Origin of the sequence: Paenibacillus terricola (assembly GCF_014779765.1) — a bacterium.
Classification (GTDB): Bacteria; Bacillota; Bacilli; order Paenibacillales; family Paenibacillaceae; genus Paenibacillus_T; species Paenibacillus_T terricola.
This window is the reverse complement of sequence record NZ_JACXZA010000002.1, coordinates 822,923-840,310: the sequence shown is the minus strand read 5'-3', so window position 1 is coordinate 840,310 and position 17,388 is coordinate 822,923. Positions and strand designations below refer to the sequence as shown.

Sequence of the window (17,388 nt, the reverse complement as noted above, 5' to 3'; positions counted from 1 at the left end):
TGGAGGAAATGTCTCATGACTAGATTGAAAGGCAGAACAGCTATTATCACGGGTGCTAGCCGTGAAGGGGGAATCGGGGCTGCCATTTGCCGAGCATTCGCCCAGGAAGGCGCGAACATTTTCTTCACTCACCTGTATGACTACGAACAATTACATTATCCGAATAGCGCTGATCTGCATTGGCCGGATAAGTTCGCTGATGAGCTTCGCCAATTGAATGTGCAAGTTGCGCATATGAGTGTGGATTTGGCCGCTTCTGGTGCAGCGATGCATTTGCTTGAAACGGCTCGTCAGACGATAGGATTGCCAACGATACTTATCAACAATGCTACGTATAGTGTTGATACAGACTTTCGTCAGATGAACGAGGCCATTATCGATGCGCACTGTGCTGTCAATATTAGAGGCACTTTCATGCTGTCTGCTGAATTCGCACGAATGCTCGAAGCGGAGCAGCGGGCGCATTCTACCTTATTTGAAGGCCGTATCATCAACTTTACATCGGGCCAAGGCAAAGGTCCAATGCCCGGCAATCTCGCATATGCAGCTACGAAAGGGGCTATCTCTGTATTTACTGAATCACTTGCTGCAGAGCTTGCTACTTTGCATATCACGGTTAATGCAATTGATCCTGGTCCTACAGATACGGGTTGGATGTCTGATGATGTGAAGCAAGCACTTCTGCCGCAATTTCCAATGGGGCGGATTGGAACACCTGACGATGCAGCCCGGTTGGCGACTTTCTTAGCAAGTGAAGATTCTCAATGGATTACGGGGCAAATTATTCACTCTAGAGGCGGATTCTGATTGGTTAATCGACAACGTCATATACGAAGAAAGCCGCGATTTTAGCGGCTTTTTATTTTTTTACAGCCAAAATCGCTTCTTCATATTGCTCTTCCCATCGGTTATTTGCTATGATGATCTCAACTTATTAAACTTATTTAATAAGTTGAGTGATTTCGCAATGAAAGGTGATGCACCTTATGACTGATATACACACGTCCCCCAAAGAGATGAAGAAGGCAATCACGCAGCGCATTCGAGCTGCACTCATTATGATGGGCAGCGCAACGAAGGCGGATTTATGCCAGCGCCTTGGCATTAGCTTCCCCACGATTAGCAAATTTCTTACGCAGATGGAGCAGGATGGCGAAATTCATTATGTAGGCGAAGATGATTCGAGCGGCGGCAGACGCGCGAAACGGTATGCTTATGACCCGGAATATATGCTGGGATTGGCGATCTTCGTGGAGAAAACAGAAACGAATTACACCGTCTTCAACTGTATTGGCGAGATCAAGGAAGAAGGCATAATGCCAAGCGTTCTTCAACAGGATGTGCAGCTGCTGGGCAATCACGTTGAGTCGCTGATTGAGAAATATCCGAAGCTCCGCTCGATTGCCATTGGTGTGCCAGGCGCAGTGAGCAACGGGCAGATTATTTTCATACCGCCATATCCGAACTTCCTCGATAATGACTTGAAAGAGACGATCGAATCTCGGTTCCAGATTCCGGTTATTGTAGAGAACGATATGAATGCGTCCGTGCTTGGCTTTGCTTCCAACAATGAGATTGAGAACGAGTCTCTTGTCTATCTGTACTTCGGGCAGAATGGACCAGGCTCCGGTATTATGATCAACGGCGATGTTGTACGGGGGAGCACATTCTTCGCTGGCGAGATTGCGTTGGTACCGCAAGATGGGGATCGATCTTTCGTACAGGCACTCAAAGATGAGAATGGCAGCAGCGATAATGGTTCCAGCGAGAACGCAAGTCTAGTGCCAACAGATGGCCAGATCGATGCCGTAGCCCGTCTTATCGCGACTTTTACAGGGATTACGAACCCGAAAGCAGTCATTTTCTGCAACGAAGAGATTGATGAAGCACTTCTAGCTAAGATCAAGGAACGCAGCGCGACCTATATGCCTAGGAAACATTTGCCGGTGCTGCTCAAGAGTGACTTCAAGGAAGATTACTTGAGTGGACTGCAGCATTTGGCGCTTGATCTTATGATTACGGGCTCTGACATGTATGAGTAACAAGGGTAAAATGAGGAAAACCACCTGACTCCATTTCAGGTGGTTTTCGCTTTGCTTATTTATATAACAATGGCACCGACAATGCCGCTTATTAAACCTAAGCCAATCACTGCGGTGAGAATAAACCAGACGACCCGCGCTGGGAAGGCGCTGCGTATCATTAACAGGGAAGGGAGGCTGACCGCTGGCAGGACAACGAGAAGCGCTGCCGCTGGTCCGCCGCCGAATCCAAGCGCCAAGAACGACTGAATGATTGGAATCTCTGCAGCCGTTGGAATGACGAACAATGCGCCCGCAATGGAGAAAATGATGACCATCAACGCCATATCCATGCCTGTCTCGCCAAGTGAAGGGAAGAGCCAAGCTCTTGCAGCTCCAAGTACAAGCACCGAGATGAAATAGGCTGGTACAACATTGAGTATCATTGTCCACATGCTAACCATCCATCTGCGCCACATTGGCGCCTCCCGCTGTGGTTGTGGTTCCATTGGCATCGATTTCTCCATGGTTTCATTCGAAACTTCCGCGTTACCCATTAGTCGAGCAGCGAAGTAGCTCACGCCCAGCGTAATAAGAAGTCCGAATATAATACGGATAACCGTGAATTTCCACGATAGTACGAATGTCATGAAGATGAGCGTTGCCGGGTTGATCAACGGATTGCCGAGCCAGAACGCTAGGGTCGCAGCAGGAGAAACCTTCTTCTTGTGCAGGCCGATTGCAATCGGAGCCGCGCAGCATGTGCACATCATGCCAGGAACAGAAGCCATGCCGCCAATCGCTGTGTTGCGAAGCGATGTTTGGCCTAATGCACGCTGCAACCAACCTGAAGGGAGCAGGACTTGAACAAGCGATCCCAGCACAATGCCGAGTACAGCCGCTTTCCATACTGCTTTGTAATAAGTAACAGCATAACTCCAGGCTGCATTCCAGGAGGGACTTGGAACGGTTGGTTCTTTACCTGTTAAGATCGAAGATCCAATCGTATGGTCCGTTATTGCTTTTATTGCTTTATGATAATACGGCCACCATTTCACATAACTTAGCCCTGCGGCAGCGATTAGGATGAATACCAGAATCAACAGAATGGTTTTCAAGTTGGCACCCTGTTGTCTCATCGATGTTTGATTGTGCTGCGACATACTTACCCTCCATCATTCTAATTGAAGCTTCAACATTATATCACAAAGCGGCATTCATTTTGCGATAGTAATCTGAATGATGTACTATTACTGAAGGATGTTATCGGCAATACATTACGAGCAATTCGAAAGGAAAGTGTGTCATGACTCAAGCGGAATCCATTAAACTTACATCATTATCAAGCAAAGGCGGATGCGGCTGCAAAATCGGTCCAGCGGATCTCATGCAAGTCATTCGCAGTCTTCCGCCAACGACACCCAATCCTGATCTGCTCGTCGGACTGGATACGAGTGACGATGCTGGCGTATATCGTTTGAACGACGAACTGGCGCTCGTTCAAACCGTCGATTTCTTCACGCCGATCGTTGATGATCCTTACTCCTTCGGCCAGATTGCGGCGGCGAACGCGATAAGCGATATTTATGCGATGGGCGGCAAGCCATTAACGGTATTAAATATCGTCGCATTCCCGATTACGACGTTAGACAAGCAAGTGCTGGCAGACATTCTGCGCGGTGCTGCTGATAAAGTACAAGAGGCGGGAGCGACGCTCGTTGGCGGTCACTCCATTGACGATAAAGAACCGAAGTTCGGAATGGCAGTTACAGGGCTGATTCATCCGGACAAAATCAAAGCAAATGCTGGCGCGAAGCCGGGCGACAAGCTGATTCTGACGAAGCCCATCGGCGTTGGCATTATGACGACCTCGATCAAGAAGGACCAACTGTCCGAAGAAGAAGTAAAACGCGTGACGAACGTAATGGCGACACTCAATAAGACAGCCGCTGAAATCATGAGCAATTATGAAGTGCATGGCTGCACGGACGTAACAGGCTTTGGTCTGCTAGGTCATGCATCGGAGATGGCGAAAGGCAGTGGTGCTGGACTACGTATCGTAAAGGATCAAGTACCGGTGCTGAACCGTACTCGCGAGCTTGCCGAGCAAGGCTTTGTACCAGGCGGAACAAAAAATAACTTCAATCATATTCAGCCGTTCGTCACTTTCCCGGATTCGATGGATCAGATCGACCGCTGGATCCTGTGCGATGCTGTAACTTCAGGTGGGCTGCTCATCTCGGTTAATCCAGAGCAAGCCGATCAACTGCTTGAACAGCTTGTTCAGCAAGGCGTTGAAGCAAGCATCATCGGTCATGTCGTCGACGAGCATCCCGGCCACATTGTTGTTGAATAACCTGAAGGTGTAAAGCAGCGTGACTTTAAGAGCAGAGAGACTTTGCGCGAGCGCAAAGATCCCTATGTCGTGTTCAAAGATCCTGATGTAGCAGCAGAGTGACTTTGATAGCAGAGAGACTTTGCGCGAGCGCAAAGATCCCTATGTCGTGTTCAAAGATCCTGATGTAGCAGCTGAGTGACTTTGAACTCCGTTCAAAGATCCTGATGTAGCAGCTGAGTGACTTTGAACTCCGTTCAAAGATCCTGATGTAAGGAGCGAATCGACTTGTTTCAAGACATTACAATTGAAGAACTTAGAGCCCAACGAGACAATAGGGAGCTCGTTACGATTGACGTTCGATCCCCATCCGAATTTCGGGAATCGACGATCCCTGGCAGCATTAACATCCCACTGTTCAATGATGAAGAGCGTGCCGAGATCGGTACGCTGTACAAGCAGACGAGCATTCAAGCCGCGAAGGAGAGAGGGCTAGAGGTCGTCTCTGCGAAACTTCCTGCATTCATCCGCGAGATCGATCAGATCAAAGAGAAAAAGGCTGTGTTCTGTTGGCGGGGCGGTATGCGCAGTAGAACGACAGCAACCGTTCTTTCATTGATGGGCATACATGTCTATCGGCTGAATGGCGGATTTCGTGCGTATCGCAAGTGGGTCGTCGAGACGCTGGAATCGTTTGATTTTAAACCAAACGCGGTTGTGCTGCATGGCAATACGGGTACGGGGAAGACGGCGATATTGAAGCAGCTTGAATCAGAAGGTTATCCTGTATTGGATCTGGAGCAGCTGGCAGGTCATCGTGGATCGATCTTTGGTGAGGTCGGGCTACGAGCAAACAATCAGAAAACGTTCGAAGCCTTGCTGCTGGAGAAGTTGCTGACGCTGCAGGATACGCCCTACGTCGTTCTTGAAGCGGAGAGCAAGCGTATCGGCAAGGCTGTTCTTCCTGATTTTCTCGTCAAGAAGAAGGAAGCAGGTACGTCGATTATGATCGAAGCGCCAGTGGATATGCGAGTACAGCGCATTCTCGAGGATTATCCGACAGGACATAAAGAAGTGTACCTGAAAGCTTTTAATGGCATTAAATCTCGTATTCATACGCCAATTGCAACTGAGATTGCTTCTTGTCTGGAAGCTGAACGATATGAACCGGCTGTTCGGATGCTGCTAGAGTACTACTATGATCCAAGATACAACTATACGACGGATCAATATGAGGAATCGCCGCAGATGACTCTATCTGTCCGGAGTCTGGACGATGCGGTGAATCAAGTTCGGGCTATTCTGGATCGGCAAGCTGCTCATTAGGCAGAGAATGACTAGATTTGAACTTGATCTATATATGGATTGTACAACCCTCTATCATAAGATAGAGGGTTTGTTGTAATCATCCTTGAATAGAGGGAGGCAGGTGGGGGAGCGATGAACGAAAATTACGCATACATACGGAATAAGGTTGAACAGATTGTACAAGGCACAGTGGATGCCATTGAGCCATTCGAGAACGTGCCGAATAATAAGGTTTATAAGATCATTGCGAACGGCAAGCCGTATATTTTCAAAACCTATAAACAGAGAACATGGCCAGAAGACGGCAAGCTGGCATACGTAAACCGCCAATTAATCGAGCATCACATTCGATGTGCGAAGCTCATCGTCTTTGATCGCAGCGATCCCTATTTCGAGACAGGGTATCTAATCGAGGAGTATGTGCCTGGCACGAACGCTGCGTTGATTGCTTTTGATTTAGAGTCAGGTTCAGAATTTTATGCCAAATTAGCTCGACTGGTATCCCAGGTTCATGCCATTCGAGTTCGCAATTATGGTTATATCGGCAGCGGCGAGGCTGGCTATACGTCGTTCTCGGCGTTCATGAGTGACAATTATGACGATATCTCGAATGCCTTGATATGTCATGGATTGTTCGAGCAGTCCCGGCTAAACCTGCTTAAGGAGCAAATAATGGCGAGACTGCGCCTGTGCGATAATTTGCCATCGGTGTTGAATCATGGAGATCTGTCGACGAAAAATGTCATGATAGATGCTCAAGGCGAACTAACGTTGATCGATTGGGATGATGCAATGTCGTACAATTGGATGGCGGAGCTCGCGCGATTGACGTATTGGATGAAGTTCCAATACAACGATCAACAAGTATACAACACTTTCCGAAGCAGCTTCTTAGCGCATTATACGACGGACTATAATGCGATAGATTTCGAGGACTTTGAGCACGCATATCATATTTGGATAGGGCTCGATCATTTGAATTATTATGTGAACACGCCGCAATATGAGCAGGCGTTAGCTTATTTCAATGAATGCGTAGCTCGAGTTGAGGACTAGTTATATACGACGTATGTTCCATTCGCGTAACTGTGAATGGAACATACGTTTTTGTTTTGATAGTAAAGATGCTTAAAAAGGTAAAATAAGGATGGTGTCGAAATATACAATTACTGTCTGTGTTACATATAGAGAATTATGAAAAGAGGAAGTCTTGTGGGGCTGTTGAACCATAAAAGAAGATTGGTGTATTCCGTTATTTCGGGAGTTGTGCTTGCAGCCGCCGCAGGTGGATCACTGATTCTCTTAAACAAGCATAATGCTGAGGATAATCTGATCGTATCCGATAAGGCGTTAACGATTGTACAGCAGAAGGACGGGAATACGGTCACGATACAGATGGGAATGTCCAAGGAGCAGATCGATAATCTGCTCGGAGAGCCTGAAGCATACCTTTCGCCAGAAGGCAGCGATTACTATATGTATGACGATGTGACGGTCGGTTATATGGATGATCATCTTGCGTTATTCTCGTTCGGGGAGAATTCTTCGTTGTCGAACGGGATTAGCTTGGAAACAAGCCCGAATGAAGCGGTCGAGAAACTTGGAGAAGCCTCCATCCCGAATTCAATGGCATACGGGTATCATTGGGACAGTAAGACTGATTCGCTTGACCTTGTGCAAGGAGAAGAGTTGATGAAACAGCTTGAAGGGCAACCCGATTTTTATCAACTCCAGTTCGGATCGAACGCACTAGGCAGCCTGTCCAGTATTCAGATCTCACGCAGTGATTATACACAAGCATTAGAGAAACACGTTACTCAGATGAACGAGGCTGTTATATTGGATGAACCCGCTCTGCCGATTACGCTAGCAGACTTATCTATGATTAAAGTTGATGGAGGAGCTCAGTCCGCGATATCACTCGGCATGACGAGGAAGGAAGCTGAGGCCATCGTGGGGGAGCCAATATCAGATTCGCGAATCGGCGGAGTTGGATATGACGGCATCCTGGTAGCTTATCGTAACGACAAAGTAGTCGCACTAACGATCCGACTGAGTGAGGAGTCCAAGACGCTCTACAAGACGGTGCGTGGTGCGGGACTACTAAACAGTCGGAAAGTGATAGAGGGGCTTTATGGACTAGCGACTTCTTATCAATCACCGTATTTGACTTATTTAATTAGCAGCGGTGACACGGTGGGGTCCTTACATCTTCTTACCGAAGCAGAGATGAATGAGTCAACGAACAAGCCGTCCTATTATTTAAGTATGCTACTTAACACAAACGACGATGAGCTCGTTGAATTCTTGTCGATCAGCGATTTGCAATTTGCGATGACTGGGAAGTAATACAGTAGTTCGTATTAGAGGGCTAAGGGGATGGAGTAAGAGACTTCCCCTTAGCCTTTTGTGCATCGTATAGCGGTGATTGCGATTCTGTTCATCGAATTTTCTAGTGATAGGAGGTGAAACTGACTAACAGGAGGGGTGCTTTGTTATTCATACTTATCATAAAAAAAAGTAGTAATCCAATCGTTAATATCAACATTATCTGATTTGCTATCTAGATGACTAAATCAGTTAATAAAACCATAAAAAGATAAATAAATTTGTTGATTCACTCCGAACACTATGCTATTATCCTCTCAAGACAACTGTGATTGGACAGAAGTGGAAGCGCTCACTTGGAAAGTAGGGGTTGCGATTCTAATTTTACCTGGCATCTTTTCGCTGTTGTTTTTCAGTTCGTTCATGGCCAAACTCCTCAGCTTCAGACCTTTTTTATACGCCATCGTTGATTTCAATGTTATCGGCAAACAGCTTAATTGGAAGACTTACTTAGCATCCATTGCTGTTCTTGGACTTGAATTACTGCTTGGTGTTACCTTCTCGTTAAACATCCTCCTTGGTATCAGCTACATTGCTGCTTTTCTATTGCTTGCTTGTTTCTCCTTACTCTTCCTGCGCCAACAGTTAAGCAAGAAACCGATCAAGTGCTCCTGCTTCGGCAGAAGCGATAAGTTTACGAACCAGAAGCTCGCGATTGTGCGCAATACGATACTCGCCCTATTAGCCTTGCTCGGGATAAGTCTTCAACCATCCTACATAAGCATTGAACACCCGCATGTTACGATGTTTCTCATCTATTCATCCATCGCTTATCTTTATCAGCTATACGTGGAATGGACGTATATGAATAAGCTGAAGAAGGAGGCGGTGGCATTATGACACTAGGCATTGTGATTTGGCTTATATTCATGACAGCGTTTACCGTTTCGGTTCGTATCATTCGCATACGACAGCAGCGGCTGAAGAGTGTAATTTTGCAAGAGATGGGCATTTCATTAAGTCCTGTTACAGCGCTCCTTGGCATCGGGTTAGAAGATAGAGCCTATATGCGTCACATCGAGCACATTCGTAGGAAGTATGGCGAGATTCCTATTCTTGTATTGTTACAAGCGCCTGCTTGGAAAGCAGATCTGATGCAAAGAAAGCTGCCTGCTGGAATTCAAGTTATTGCCGATGAAGATGCGGAGCGACTTCGTAAGCTTGAATTGATGGACTTGCCTTCTTATTTGATCACGGATCAGAAGTATCGAATTCGCGAGCACAGCCGAATCTTTGACGTTGCTTAGAAGGGAGCTTAAGAGCATGAACCAACCTGATTCTATTAGTAGGTACTTCAAGTCCCCGCTTATCCTTGGCGATTACTTGCCGGATATATCGATTCAAACACTGAACGCAGGGGAGCTCCGGTTGTACGATCTCATTACGAACCACTTGTTCTTCTTATGCTACAGTGTTGAATGCACAAGCTGTCTGGAATCCATGGAAATACTCGATCAGTTCCTTGAGCAGCATCATAAGCGTTATAACATAGCCATTCTGATCTACTGTAAAGAAGAAATGTTTGAAGAAGTGCAGCAAGTGTTCGGTGAACGGGTACCACATGTTTATCGGGTAACGAAACATGACCTGACGAAGAGAATGCGGGTAATGGAGCTGCCAAGCGGGTTTGTACTTAATCGGTTAGGACAGGTTGTAGAAACGAACAACTGTCTGTTCATGGGGGCGTTCGATCATATCGTTGAACCGCTAGTCAAAATCGTATAGACGAAGAGGGTGAATTCATGTCGCTAGAGAAATTGAAGAGCAAATTTATGGAAGCCTATGGGGGGCGCAAAACGGAGTTTACTCCTTTTGACGAGAACGAAAGGTTTCCTTATGAGAAGCTTTCTCCAACCCCTAAACTTGAATCGACTTCGATCTTTTATTTCATTTCGATGACTTGCAGTACATGCATGCGATTAATTCCAGAGCTTGCGCGTTTCAATGGCAATCATCGCTTCATTCTCGTAACAGATGGTGATCTGGAGGAAACGGAAGATATGCGTGAATACTTCGGGTTTGACTTCCCGATCTATTCGTTCTTAGAGGATTATGATGATCACTTCAACGTGCCGGTCACGCCATTCGTTTATGTTGTGAATACAGATGGACAAGTGCTTGAATACGGGAACGGCGAACAGCTTGATCAAATTGCGCAAGCGCTGAACAGTGAAGGTGATCGGAATGCTTAATGAAGTGGTTGGCCAACTCGTCATCGCAGAGCAGGTTCAGTTCAACAGCAAAGAAAAGTTTCATAATGTGCATCACGCGTACAATCATGTGACTGTACCCATTTTCCCTGCAGCGGTTGTAACGGAAGTGCTGGTCAAGGTGTTGTTTCCCGAATCGATGAAAGGCGATGTGGAGAATCGTTCTCCAGCCGTTGTTGTAAGAAATGCTTCAGGTAAGATTCTTAGTTATGTAGGGCTGCAGCCAATCTTGAATATGCGCCCGCCAGGCCGAGTGCCAGGGATTGATATGATAGGACATGTTCGATTCCCGGTTATCGAAGAGGGGGTTTACGAATACTCGCTGGAAATAGAAGAACGGCCAATTTGTAAGACTTATATTACGGTAGGCGAGGGTTAACAAACTGCCTATGAAGGGAGGTGACAATCATGGCATGTGTAGTTGATAACTCAGTTTGCCCAATCGCGGCAACTTGCTTGAGCACACAGTGCTCCGGCGGCGCTTATTATCAAAGAACTTTTCAATATAAAATTTATTACAATTGCGATGGCGTTTGCACACTGACTAGCCAATATAATCTCGGCTGCTGCTAGATTGTAGAGATCACCCCTCGAATGAGGGGTGATTTTTATATTACGAACTTCCATTTTTGACCTGCAGATGGATTGTGTTCAATGGTCCAAACCGATATGATGAGCTACATAGTGATATTGAGAAGCTTCTACTAGGAGTGGTGATTATGTTTACAGGTCTATCTGCATTTCCACTAACACCAATGAACGAATCAGGAATAGATGAGGAGGCTTTCATTCGACTCATACAGCGGGCGGCAGATGCGAAGGTCGACTCGATAAGCGCTTTGGGATCAACCGGCAGCTATGCCTATCTTACGCGAGAAGAACGGAAGCGCGCTGCAACATTTGCAGTACAGCACGCGAATGGAATCCCGGTTATGGTTGGGATTGGTTCTCTGCGTACGCGTGATGTTCTTCAATTTGCGGAAGATGCGCAGGAAGCAGGCGTAAGTGCAGTGCTGTTAGCTCCAGTTTCCTATCAGCCGTTGACTGAACGGGAAGTTTACTCACTCTATGAAACAGTCACTCGTTCGTTGTCGATTCCGTTATGTGTGTACGATAATCCTCGCGTGACGCATTTCACCTTCCGTGATGAATTATTGGGCGAGATCGCTCAACTGCCGAATATTGGTTCGATTAAAATCCCGCCTGTATCGTCGAACCACGATGAAGCGAAGGCGAGGGTGGACCAGCTTCGCGCTCTTATCCCTTCACATGTGAAAATCGGCATTAGCGGGGATTGGTCAGCTGCAGCTGGATTAAACGCAGGCTGTGATATATGGTACTCGGTACTTGGTGGATTATATCCGGAGATCAGTCTTCGAATTACACGCGCTGCTCTAACAGGCAGTGCAGAGGAAGCGCTGGCGCTGTCGGAACAGTTGGAGCCTCTATGGGAATTGTTCCGTCAGCATGGCGGATTACGTGTAATCGCCTCCGCTGCGCTGCGGCTCGGAATTGGCAGCAACCCCAATCTGCCTCAGCCGATTCAAGGGTTGGATGAGAAAGCACGACAACAATTGGACGAAGTTATTCAACGTCTAGCGCTTCAATCTTAAGGAATGCAGTTAGCCCAGAGAAGTCGATCCTCCCTGGGCTAAGCGCTTCATTCACTATGTACTTAATCCTTATCGTAGAACGATTGAGCAGCATCGGATTGCTCGTTCGAGTCCTGCTGGTACGCAATAAGAATGATATTGTCTCCCGTTGATCGCGATAACGCATGCTCGAGATCCTGAATCTGCTGAACGGCATCTACCGGTAAAGATGCGGTTGGATATTGGTGCATGAAGTGTTCCCTCCTTTTCCGCTCGAAAGTCACGGCTACGACACAAGTATTTCCTTTTTTCAACGATGTAAGTCACGGAATAGGGGAAGGTCTGAATGATGAGGGATTGGCAGCATGTCGTATTGGATTTCTGATTCTGCTGTATTCGTCGTAGGATGTACACACTAGTAAAGTAAAACATTTACATCTGAAGTGTTTGATAGTAAAATAATAATAAGCAGCAGTTATAGTAAGTTAACCAAATACGTTTCATACATAGGAGGAGCCTGTCGCCAAGGGCTCCTTTTGTACGTTTGCAAGATGACGGCATACTCGTTGCGCATGATGGCATATATTTAGGGTCACTAAAAAGCCTGACTCCAACGTTATCGTAAACATTCGTTAGCTGCTGCTAAGCAATTTGTAAAGGAGGTGTAGGAATGGAAACGCTATTCTTGTCATGTCTAGTCGGAGGCATTCTATTCGCCATAATTAGTGTTCTATTAGGTGATTGGATTAGTGCATCGCTGGACGGTGCGCTCGATTTCTTGTCGGTCGAAGGGTACAGCTTATTCCGACCTACTGTCATTGCTAGTTGGGTAACGATATTCGGCGGGGCAGGCTTGCTTCTACATGAATACACCGAATTGGGTAATATCGTGGTTCTCATCCTAACATTCCTCATTGCGTCAGCACTTGCTCTGGGCTTGTACTTCGCTTACATCCGACCGATGGAAAGGAGCGAGAATTCAGTAGGGTTCTCGATTCGCGAGCTGGAAGGTCTGATTGGCGAGGTGCTGGTCCCGATTCCCGCACAAGGATTCGGTGAGGTCCTGATTCAGGTTGGCGCAGCGCGTTCCAATTATATTGCTTCCAGCTTTTATGGAACTGATATTCCATCGGAAGCCAAAATTATCGTTGTCGATGTCGATGCGTCAGAAGGTGTCCTGTTCGTATCGAAATTCGATATATAAATCCAATCAGAGAGAGGAGAAGATTTGAATATGCCTGATTATTTGATTATACCGTCAATTGTTGTTGGAGTTATTATTGTACTGGGGCTTGCATTCTGGGCGAGATATAAGACTGTCGGTCCGGATGAGGCAATGATCGTTACCGGTTCTTTCTTGGGCAGCAGCAACGTCTCTACCGATGATACCGGTCGTAAAATCAAAATCGTACGCGGTGGTGGCGCATTCATTCTGCCTATCTTCCAGCAGTCGGAGTTTCTATCGCTTCTGTCTCATAAGCTTGATGTATCGACACCTGAAGTGTACACAGAACAAGGTGTGCCTGTTCTCGCAGATGGTGTAGCGATCATCAAAATCGGTGGTCTTGTTGAGGACGTAGCAACAGCGGCTGAACAGTTCATGGGCAAACCAATTGAGTCTTTGAAATCTGAAGCCCAAGAGGTGCTGGAAGGTCATCTGCGTGCGATTCTCGGTTCCATGACAGTGGAAGAAGTATATCGTAACCGCGACAAGTTTGCGCAAGAAGTACAAAGCGTTGCCGCACGCGATTTGAAGAAAATGGGACTTTTGATTGTTTCCTTCACGATCAAGGATGTAAGAGATAAACATGGTTATCTCGAAGCACTCGGTAAACCGCGTATTGCTGCTGTTAAGCGTGATGCGGACATTGCTGAGGCTGAAGCGATCCGTGACTCGAGAATACAGAAAGCAAGAGCGGAAGAAGAAGGCCAGAAGGCGGAACTGCTGAGGGATACGAATATCGCAGAGGCCGGCAAGGAGAAAGAGCTGAAGATCGCTGCGTTTAAGAAGGAGCAGGACACGGCGAAAGCAGAAGCGGACCAAGCCTATTCGATTCACGAAGCTCGTGCGAAGCAGTCTGTGGTCGAGGAACAGATGCGCGTAGAGCTCGTTCGCAAAGAGCGTGAGATCGACCTCGAAGGCAAAGAAATTCTTCGCCGCGAGAAGCAGTACGATGCTGAAGTGAAGAAGAAAGCCGATGCAGACCGTTATGCAGTTGAGCAGGCAGCTGAAGCCGATAAAGCGAAGCAGCTGCGTGAGGCGGATGCCGTGCAATACCGGATCGAAGCAGAGGCAAGAGCAAATGCGGAGCAGCGCAGGCTTGAAGGCCTCGCAATAGCGGATGCAGAACGCGCGAAAGGTACGGCGGAGGCGGAGGTTATTCGTCTGAGAGGCTTAGCAGAAGCAGAGGCGAAGGAGAAGCTTGCGCAAGCTTTCGAGAAATTCGGAGAAGCTGCCGTGCTTGATATCGTCGTCAAAATGCTGCCAGAACTCGCCGGCAAAGTTGCTGAGCCGATTAAAGGGATTGATCAACTGACGGTTGTTGACACCGGTCATGGTGAAGGTGCCGCTAGAGTAAGTAACTATGTCACCTCGCTAATGGCGACGGCTCCAGAGATGCTGAAGAGCGTATCCGGTCTTGATCTGAATAAGTTGATTAAAGGACTGACGAACAGACAAAACAACGTCGCAACCGGAAACGCAGAATCTAAAGGATTGACTGATGAAGCTAATTAAAGGTACGACTGAAGAAGCGTCCCATGTAAGAAACCAACTCATCGCATTCAATTCGGCTCATGTACCGAATGGACGTTATGAAGAGGTCAATCTGTGTGTGAAGAATGACCAAGGTGATATCATCGCTGGTCTCAATAGCGCGGTGTGCTGGAACTGGATGGAGATTGATATTATTTGGGTGGATGAGCATCATCGCGGCGAGGGACTCGGATCCCGCTTATTAACGGAAGCTGAGCGGATTGCGAGGGAGCATCATTGCTCTTTCATCAAGCTGAATACATTCAGTTTCCAAGCGCCTGATTTCTATCGAAAGTATGGATACGAGGTCATCGCGATCATCGAAGATGCGCCAAGCGGACACCAGCACTATTTTCTCAAAAAACAGCTTAATGATTAGGAATGAAGTCCGCGCCTGGCGCGGGCTTTATTCAATTTGTATCCAATAATTCATATTGGAGTGTAATGTGAGAGTATGGTTCTTTCAAATTGTTATAGGACCGTTCTAGAGCAGTATTCATTCATAGATCCGGATGTTCAGTTGATCCGTCATAATGAGAATATGACTTACAAAGTTACGGATAAGGGGACTGGGCGGTCTTATTAACACTCGGTTAATCAATCTTAGCAAGACAACTTCATTCTCGGGGACATCAATTACAATAATGTAATTATGATGTTATACGTTTTGATTAAGCATTCGATACAACCAATAGTTGTACACGATCAACTTTGCTTCCATTGTCAGCTAGTTCCAACCTATGTCATCATAAGTTCATCCTGAAGAGAGTTGGTGATTCTCCTCCATGGTAGAAGAGATCAAGTTTCATGAACGCATTAAAGTACTCCGTGTCGAGCGCAATATGACTCAACAGGAGTTAGGTAATTTGCTAGGCGTGACCAGTCAAGCCGTCTCCAAGTGGGAGACAGGCATTACGACGCCGGACATCACTTTACTGCCGAAGATCTCAAAGCTGTTTAACTGTACGATTGATTCATTGTTTTTCGGACGAGTAGAGACTCAGATTCATGCGAGAAAGTCAATGGTGCGTGAAGACCTGGAAAAAGCAAAGTTCGAGAGCTCGAACCTGCGTGGCGTTATCATGCGAGATGTAGTGATGGACGGCGCCGAAATATTCGACAGTCGGCTTAATGGAATGCGAATTCACCATGGCGGCATGGCTAATCTCTCTCTGAAGCATTTGGATCTGGACGGATTGAAGATCGGATTCAGCCAAATGAACGGCGCTGTTATCCACGATCTAGGCGGACATACGACACCTATTCGATTCGCGGAAAATGATTTTAAACACAGCACGGTCGATCGCTGCGACTTGGCTAATGTTGAGTTGGTGAACTGCAATCTATCCGGTATGCGGATTAAAGGCTCGTCGCTTAAGGATAGCTGGCTGCTCCAGCCGGAACCTTACGAGCCGATACATATTGATGCGGTAGATTTCACGAACAGTGTGATTATGAACAGTAACTTAGATGGCGTCAGAATTGAGAATTGCAGCATTGAAGGACTAATCATTAACGGGGTGCCAGCAGGTGAAATGATAGCATCTTATAAGCGGTAACTTGAAAAGAGACTATCTTGAGCGGCAAGCAGCCGGTAGAGATTGTCTCTTTCTCTATTTATTTAGCCTTAGCTCGATCAAAAATAAGGGACTAGCATACGTAATAACTCGTTGACATCACTAGTAAATGAGGCTTATACTCCACTTATTAAAATTGTTTTAATAAGTGTTTGAATATAGGAGTGGGACGATGAATCCGCACACGCATAACACTCTTCAAGTGAAGAAGATGAACGTTGAGCTTGTGAAGAATACGTTGAAGGCGCAAGGAACCGGTACGAAGGCGTCAATTGCTAATCTAACGAAACTTAGCGTTGCCACTTGCGGCACCATTCTGAACGAGCTTGTCGCGTCGAATGAAGTGATTGAGATGGAGACGGAAGGGCCAAGCGGCGGACGGCCCGCGAAGCAGTACAAATATAACGCGGACTTCGGCTGTGTCATTTGTCTGCTCATCAAAACAGAGGGCGGTATATTGTCCATCCATACAAGCAGTGTGAATCTGTTGGGAGAGACCCTTCGCGAGGCCGTTCATGCGTTGGACCGAATCGATATCGGGATTATTGATCAGCACATTGATGCGTTGATGAACGAGAGCAGCAATGTTCAGGCGATCGGGATCGGCATCCCGGGGGTCGTTCACCGCGGCGTTATCGGTGTCTGTGACGTACCGGAGCTTGTGAATCAACCGCTTGGACCATATCTTGAGGACAAATACGAGTTATCCGTTACGATCGAGAACGATATGAACATGACGGTGTATGGTTTTTACCACGAGCTTAATATCGAAGAGGACAAAACGTTCGCAGTCGTTACGTTTCCGAGAAATCATTTTCCTGGAGCGGGTTTCATTGTTGACGGACGGATCTTGTCTGGAAATACGAAGTTCGGGGGCGAAGTATCGTTCCTGCCGTTCGGTATTACGCGCGAGGAGCAACTGCGCCAGCTTCATACCGAAGAGGGGTTTATACGGCTCGCTTCTCACACGTTATCGTCGATCATCGCGATCATCAACCCGGTGACGATTGCGATTACAGGCGATCTGCCACAAGCTTCTCAGCTTGATGAGTTATATCAGCATTGTCTGAAGGACATTCCAGAAGTACACATGCCGCAGCTCATCGTGAAGAATGATACCAATCGCGAATATATGACTGGTCTTGCGACCGCAACGCTGGAGAGCTTAACGTACCAACTGCAAATCATCGCGAAAAGATAAG

At 46.8% G+C, this 17,388-nt stretch carries 19 protein-coding genes; 17 read left to right on the top strand and 2 right to left on the bottom strand.

Features of this window, described 5'->3' with window-relative positions; translation table 11 throughout:
* Positions 1-15 precede the first annotated feature (15 nt).
* A complete protein-coding gene (locus tag H8B09_RS11165; RefSeq protein ID WP_191203563.1) occupies positions 16-807 on the top strand; it encodes an SDR family oxidoreductase in 792 nt (263 codons plus the stop codon).
* 179 nt (positions 808-986) lie between these two features.
* A complete protein-coding gene (locus tag H8B09_RS11160; RefSeq protein WP_191203562.1) occupies positions 987-2,042 on the top strand; it encodes an ROK family transcriptional regulator in 1,056 nt (351 codons plus the stop codon).
* A 59-nt stretch (positions 2,043-2,101) separates the two neighbouring features.
* On the opposite strand, the gene H8B09_RS11155 is transcribed toward H8B09_RS11160, so the two are convergent.
* A complete protein-coding gene (locus H8B09_RS11155; protein ID WP_191203561.1) occupies positions 2,102-3,184 on the bottom strand; it encodes a permease in 1,083 nt (360 codons plus the stop codon).
* A 143-nt stretch (positions 3,185-3,327) separates the two neighbouring features.
* Here H8B09_RS11155 and selD point away from each other — a divergent pair, with 143 nt between their 5' ends.
* The 10 genes from selD to H8B09_RS11105 all read left to right on the top strand — a co-directional run bounded on the left by selD (position 3,328) and on the right by H8B09_RS11105 (position 11,875).
* The gene (gene selD / locus H8B09_RS11150) at positions 3,328-4,377 is read left to right on the top strand and encodes a selenide, water dikinase SelD (RefSeq protein ID WP_191203560.1); all 1,050 of its coding nucleotides are present in this window, start codon (positions 3,328-3,330) and stop codon (positions 4,375-4,377) included.
* 267 nt (positions 4,378-4,644) lie between these two features.
* Entirely contained in the window at positions 4,645-5,682 is a 1,038-nt protein-coding gene (gene mnmH / locus H8B09_RS11145) for a tRNA 2-selenouridine(34) synthase MnmH (RefSeq protein WP_191203559.1), read from the top strand.
* Between the two features lie 114 nt (positions 5,683-5,796).
* Positions 5,797-6,720 (top strand): aminoglycoside phosphotransferase family protein, encoded by a 924-nt coding sequence (locus H8B09_RS11140; RefSeq protein ID WP_191203558.1) that lies wholly within the window; start codon positions 5,797-5,799, stop codon positions 6,718-6,720.
* Between the two features lie 156 nt (positions 6,721-6,876).
* Complete coding sequence (locus tag H8B09_RS11135) at positions 6,877-8,013, top strand: hypothetical protein (protein WP_191203557.1); 1,137 nt, start codon at positions 6,877-6,879, stop codon at positions 8,011-8,013.
* 282 nt (positions 8,014-8,295) lie between these two features.
* Positions 8,296-8,892: a MauE/DoxX family redox-associated membrane protein gene (locus H8B09_RS11130; RefSeq protein ID WP_397376056.1), complete on the top strand. Its 597-nt coding sequence runs from the start codon at positions 8,296-8,298 to the stop codon at positions 8,890-8,892.
* Positions 8,889-9,299 (top strand): hypothetical protein, encoded by a 411-nt coding sequence (locus H8B09_RS11125; RefSeq protein WP_191203555.1) that lies wholly within the window; start codon positions 8,889-8,891, stop codon positions 9,297-9,299. The genes H8B09_RS11130 and H8B09_RS11125 overlap by 4 nt, the downstream gene beginning before the upstream one ends.
* A 16-nt stretch (positions 9,300-9,315) precedes the next feature.
* Positions 9,316-9,777: a thioredoxin domain-containing protein gene (locus H8B09_RS11120; RefSeq protein ID WP_191203554.1), complete on the top strand. Its 462-nt coding sequence runs from the start codon at positions 9,316-9,318 to the stop codon at positions 9,775-9,777.
* Between the two features lie 17 nt (positions 9,778-9,794).
* Positions 9,795-10,244: a TlpA family protein disulfide reductase gene (locus tag H8B09_RS11115; RefSeq protein ID WP_191203553.1), complete on the top strand. Its 450-nt coding sequence runs from the start codon at positions 9,795-9,797 to the stop codon at positions 10,242-10,244.
* Positions 10,237-10,641, top strand: a complete 405-nt coding sequence (locus H8B09_RS11110; RefSeq protein WP_224753467.1) for a hypothetical protein — start codon at positions 10,237-10,239, stop codon at positions 10,639-10,641. The genes H8B09_RS11115 and H8B09_RS11110 overlap by 8 nt, the downstream gene beginning before the upstream one ends.
* A gap of 340 nt (positions 10,642-10,981) precedes the next feature.
* Positions 10,982-11,875: a dihydrodipicolinate synthase family protein gene (locus tag H8B09_RS11105; protein WP_191203551.1), complete on the top strand. Its 894-nt coding sequence runs from the start codon at positions 10,982-10,984 to the stop codon at positions 11,873-11,875.
* 62 nt (positions 11,876-11,937) lie between these two features.
* On the opposite strand, the gene H8B09_RS11100 is transcribed toward H8B09_RS11105, so the two are convergent.
* Positions 11,938-12,105, bottom strand: coding sequence for a hypothetical protein (locus tag H8B09_RS11100; protein ID WP_191203550.1), 168 nt, complete (start codon positions 12,103-12,105; stop codon positions 11,938-11,940).
* Positions 12,106-12,524: 419 nt separating this feature from the next.
* Between H8B09_RS11100 and H8B09_RS11095 the strand changes: the two genes are divergently transcribed.
* The 5 genes from H8B09_RS11095 (at position 12,525) to H8B09_RS11075 (ending at position 17,387) form a co-directional block, all read left to right on the top strand.
* The gene (locus tag H8B09_RS11095) at positions 12,525-13,058 is read left to right on the top strand and encodes an NfeD family membrane protein (protein WP_191203549.1); all 534 of its coding nucleotides are present in this window, start codon (positions 12,525-12,527) and stop codon (positions 13,056-13,058) included.
* A gap of 30 nt (positions 13,059-13,088) precedes the next feature.
* Positions 13,089-14,591, top strand: a complete 1,503-nt coding sequence (gene floT, locus H8B09_RS11090; RefSeq protein ID WP_318152583.1) for a flotillin lipid rafts scaffold protein FloT — start codon at positions 13,089-13,091, stop codon at positions 14,589-14,591.
* Complete coding sequence (locus H8B09_RS11085; RefSeq protein ID WP_191203547.1) at positions 14,578-14,988, top strand: GNAT family N-acetyltransferase; 411 nt, start codon at positions 14,578-14,580, stop codon at positions 14,986-14,988. Before floT ends, H8B09_RS11085 begins: the two co-directional genes overlap by 14 nt.
* Before the next feature lie 406 nt (positions 14,989-15,394).
* Positions 15,395-16,168 (top strand): helix-turn-helix domain-containing protein, encoded by a 774-nt coding sequence (locus H8B09_RS11080; protein ID WP_191203546.1) that lies wholly within the window; start codon positions 15,395-15,397, stop codon positions 16,166-16,168.
* A 190-nt stretch (positions 16,169-16,358) separates the two neighbouring features.
* Positions 16,359-17,387, top strand: a complete 1,029-nt coding sequence (locus tag H8B09_RS11075; protein WP_191203545.1) for an ROK family protein — start codon at positions 16,359-16,361, stop codon at positions 17,385-17,387.
* Position 17,388 lies beyond the last annotated feature (1 nt).

Coding starts and splice junctions, on each gene's coding strand:
- H8B09_RS11165 (WP_191203563.1), top strand. CDS start 16: ATGACTAGATTGAAAGGCAGAACAGCTATTATCACGGGTGCTAGCCGT.
- H8B09_RS11160 (WP_191203562.1), top strand. CDS start 987: ATGACTGATATACACACGTCCCCCAAAGAGATGAAGAAGGCAATCACG.
- H8B09_RS11155 (WP_191203561.1), bottom strand. CDS start 3,184: ATGTCGCAGCACAATCAAACATCGATGAGACAACAGGGTGCCAACTTG.
- selD (WP_191203560.1), top strand. CDS start 3,328: ATGACTCAAGCGGAATCCATTAAACTTACATCATTATCAAGCAAAGGC.
- H8B09_RS11140 (WP_191203558.1), top strand. CDS start 5,797: ATGAACGAAAATTACGCATACATACGGAATAAGGTTGAACAGATTGTA.
- H8B09_RS11130 (WP_397376056.1), top strand. CDS start 8,296: ATGCTATTATCCTCTCAAGACAACTGTGATTGGACAGAAGTGGAAGCG.
- H8B09_RS11125 (WP_191203555.1), top strand. CDS start 8,889: ATGACACTAGGCATTGTGATTTGGCTTATATTCATGACAGCGTTTACC.
- H8B09_RS11120 (WP_191203554.1), top strand. CDS start 9,316: ATGAACCAACCTGATTCTATTAGTAGGTACTTCAAGTCCCCGCTTATC.
- H8B09_RS11115 (WP_191203553.1), top strand. CDS start 9,795: ATGTCGCTAGAGAAATTGAAGAGCAAATTTATGGAAGCCTATGGGGGG.
- H8B09_RS11110 (WP_224753467.1), top strand. CDS start 10,237: ATGCTTAATGAAGTGGTTGGCCAACTCGTCATCGCAGAGCAGGTTCAG.
- H8B09_RS11105 (WP_191203551.1), top strand. CDS start 10,982: ATGTTTACAGGTCTATCTGCATTTCCACTAACACCAATGAACGAATCA.
- H8B09_RS11100 (WP_191203550.1), bottom strand. CDS start 12,105: ATGCACCAATATCCAACCGCATCTTTACCGGTAGATGCCGTTCAGCAG.
- H8B09_RS11095 (WP_191203549.1), top strand. CDS start 12,525: ATGGAAACGCTATTCTTGTCATGTCTAGTCGGAGGCATTCTATTCGCC.
- floT (WP_318152583.1), top strand. CDS start 13,089: ATGCCTGATTATTTGATTATACCGTCAATTGTTGTTGGAGTTATTATT.
- H8B09_RS11085 (WP_191203547.1), top strand. CDS start 14,578: ATGAAGCTAATTAAAGGTACGACTGAAGAAGCGTCCCATGTAAGAAAC.
- H8B09_RS11080 (WP_191203546.1), top strand. CDS start 15,395: ATGGTAGAAGAGATCAAGTTTCATGAACGCATTAAAGTACTCCGTGTC.
- H8B09_RS11075 (WP_191203545.1), top strand. CDS start 16,359: ATGAATCCGCACACGCATAACACTCTTCAAGTGAAGAAGATGAACGTT.